At 58.4% G+C, this 2339-nt stretch carries 2 protein-coding genes; both read left to right on the top strand.

The genetic code is table 11. From position 1 onward, the window contains the following. Window positions 1–393 precede the first annotated feature (393 nt). The gene (locus QZ302_RS09795; protein ID WP_294594899.1) at window positions 394–1494 is read left to right on the top strand and encodes a Nif3-like dinuclear metal center hexameric protein; all 1101 of its coding nucleotides are present in this window, start codon (window positions 394–396) and stop codon (window positions 1492–1494) included. A 56-nt stretch (window positions 1495–1550) separates the two neighbouring features. Then, window positions 1551–2315, top strand: a complete 765-nt coding sequence (locus QZ302_RS09790; RefSeq protein WP_294594896.1) for a C4-type zinc ribbon domain-containing protein — start codon at window positions 1551–1553, stop codon at window positions 2313–2315. Window positions 2316–2339 lie beyond the last annotated feature (24 nt).

Raw genomic sequence — 2339 nt, 5'->3', positions numbered from 1 at the left:
TGCGCGATTCATTCTCTTTCGGCTAACCGCCGAAATAGTTGAATCGCTTCTTTAGGCGGGGCGCGCGTCTTTGGCTACAGGAGGGTACTGCCCTTACGCCGGGCAGGCGCACCCTTCGGGTGATTTATTGGCCGCCTCTACCCCCGTTCTCTGTCCGCGCGCCTTGGGAAATCTTGTCAAAACGTGCAAGCACATTTTGGCGATTTCCCTCTTAAGGCGAGGCGCGCGATTGGTTTGAGGGTACTGTTCTCTTTGTGAACAAAGAGAACCAGAAAAACTTTAGACGGATGCTGACGCATCCTCAAAGCTGCTTCGGCCCTGTTCTTCATCCGCGCGCGCAGAAAAATATGAATCAATGACTTTAAACTCAAATAAATGACGACAATTTCCGATATGATTCGACTGATAGAGGCGTTTGCCCCGGCGGCCTGGCAGGAGGAGTGGGACAATGCCGGGTGGCAGGTGGCGCCGACCGATCCCGGGACAACACCCTGTTCGGGGGTGCTGGTGGCGCTCGATATGACGGAAGAGGCGCTGCAAGAGGCTGTAGAGGCGGGGTGTAATCTGGTCGTTTGTCACCATCCGCTCTTTTTCAGAGGAGTGAAACGGCTCGTCGGGGCGACGCTTCAGCAGCGGATTGCGGCAGAGGCGATCCGGCACGGGGTGGCGATCTATGCGGCCCACACCAACCTGGACGTCGCGCCCGGAGGTGTGAGCGCTCGGCTCGCCGAGAAGTTGGGGCTGAGGGAGGTCAGGGTGCTCGCGCCGCGTGAAAACCGGCTCATGAAACTCGTCTTTTATACCCCGTCGGCCTATGCCGAACCGGTGAGAACGGCGGTCTGGGAGGCGGGGGCAGGCTGCATCGGGCGGTACGGGGCGTGCAGTTTCAACTGCGAGGGGACGGGGACATTTCGGGCGGCGGCACCGGAGTGTCGACCGTTCGTGGGGAGCGTCGGCGAGCTCCATGCCGAACGGGAGATCAGAACGGAGGTCGTCGTGCCGAAAGAGCGGATATCGGCGGCCATCAGAGCTTTGCGAGAGGTGCATCCGTACGAGGAGCCGGCCTATGACCTGATTCCGCTCGCGTTGCCGGATCCCAGGGTCGGGCTGGGGTGTGTGGGCGAATTGCCGGAGGAGGTGCCGGTGGCGGAGTTTCTGGGACGAGTGGCGCGGGCGATCGGGGCGAGCTGCTTGAAACACAGTCCGATAGCGTCCGAGACGGTGCGCCGGGTGGCGGTGTGCGGAGGGAGCGGGGCGGAGTTCATTCCGGAGGCGATGGCGAGGGGGGCGCAGGTCTACCTCACGGCGGATCTGAAATACCATGATTTTCAGCGCGCAGAGGGGAGGATCATGCTGGTGGACGGGGGGCATTTCGAAACGGAACGGCAGGCGGTCGATCTTTTTTGTGAACTCATATCGAAAAAATTCCCTAATTTTGCAGTTCGGCGAGCGGGGGAGACCGGGGCGGTCGGATATTTCTTCGACGGAAGATAGGTCGCGATCACGAGAGATGCGAAATATAATCAGATAGTTACCATACACGCACCCACATGGCTACCAAAACCAAAAACGTTGCCGAAGAGTTGTCTACCGAGGAGAAAATCGGTGTCCTCTATGCGCTTCAGCAGATCGATTCCAAAACCGACAGCATCAACCACATCAAGGGGGAGTTGCCTTTCGAGGTGCAGGACCTGGAGGATGTGATCGGGGGGCTCGAAACGCGCATCGGAACTTACGGAGAACAGGCCGATGAGTTGAGCCGGGAGGTCAAGGCGAAAAAAGAGGAGATCGAACAGGCGAAGGCGCTCATCAAAAAATACGAGGCTCAGCAGGACGATGTGCGGAATAACCGGGAGTTCGACTCGCTCTCCAAGGAGATCGAGTACCAGAAACTCGAAATCGAATTGGCCGAAAAACGCATCAAGGAGTTCAATGCCGAGATCAAAAACAAGAAAAAACTGATTGAGGATACGAAGGCGTTGCTGGAGGATCGGAAGATCGACCTCGACGCGAAGCAGGCCGAGCTGGCGGGGATCGAGGAGGAGACGGCCAAGGAGCTGGAGGAGCTCGGAAAACAGGCTGCCGAGGCGAGGGGGAAGATCGACGAGCGGTTGTTGTCGGCTTATGACCGGATTCGGAAGAATGTCCGGAACGGTTTGGCGGTGGTGACGGTCAAGCGGGATGCGTGCGGGGGGTGTTTCAACCGGATTCCGCCGCAGAGGCAGTTGGATATCCGGATGAGCAAAAAGATCATCGTCTGCGAATATTGCGGCCGGATTCTGGTCTCGGATTTGCTGGACGGGGAGGCGGAATAGCAGGAAAATCGGACGATATGGCGC

It is taken from the genome of uncultured Rikenella sp. (assembly GCF_910579375.1).
Lineage (GTDB): Bacteria > Bacteroidota > Bacteroidia > Bacteroidales > Rikenellaceae > Rikenella.
Note: the sequence above shows the minus strand (reverse complement) of the source record. Positions and strands in the feature narration are given on the sequence as shown.

Excerpts from the sequence above, each read along its gene's own strand:
- QZ302_RS09795 (WP_294594899.1), top strand. The coding sequence starts at position 394 with ATGATTCGACTGATAGAGGCGTTTGCCCCGGCGGCCTGGCAGGAGGAG.
- QZ302_RS09790 (WP_294594896.1), top strand. The coding sequence starts at position 1,551 with ATGGCTACCAAAACCAAAAACGTTGCCGAAGAGTTGTCTACCGAGGAG.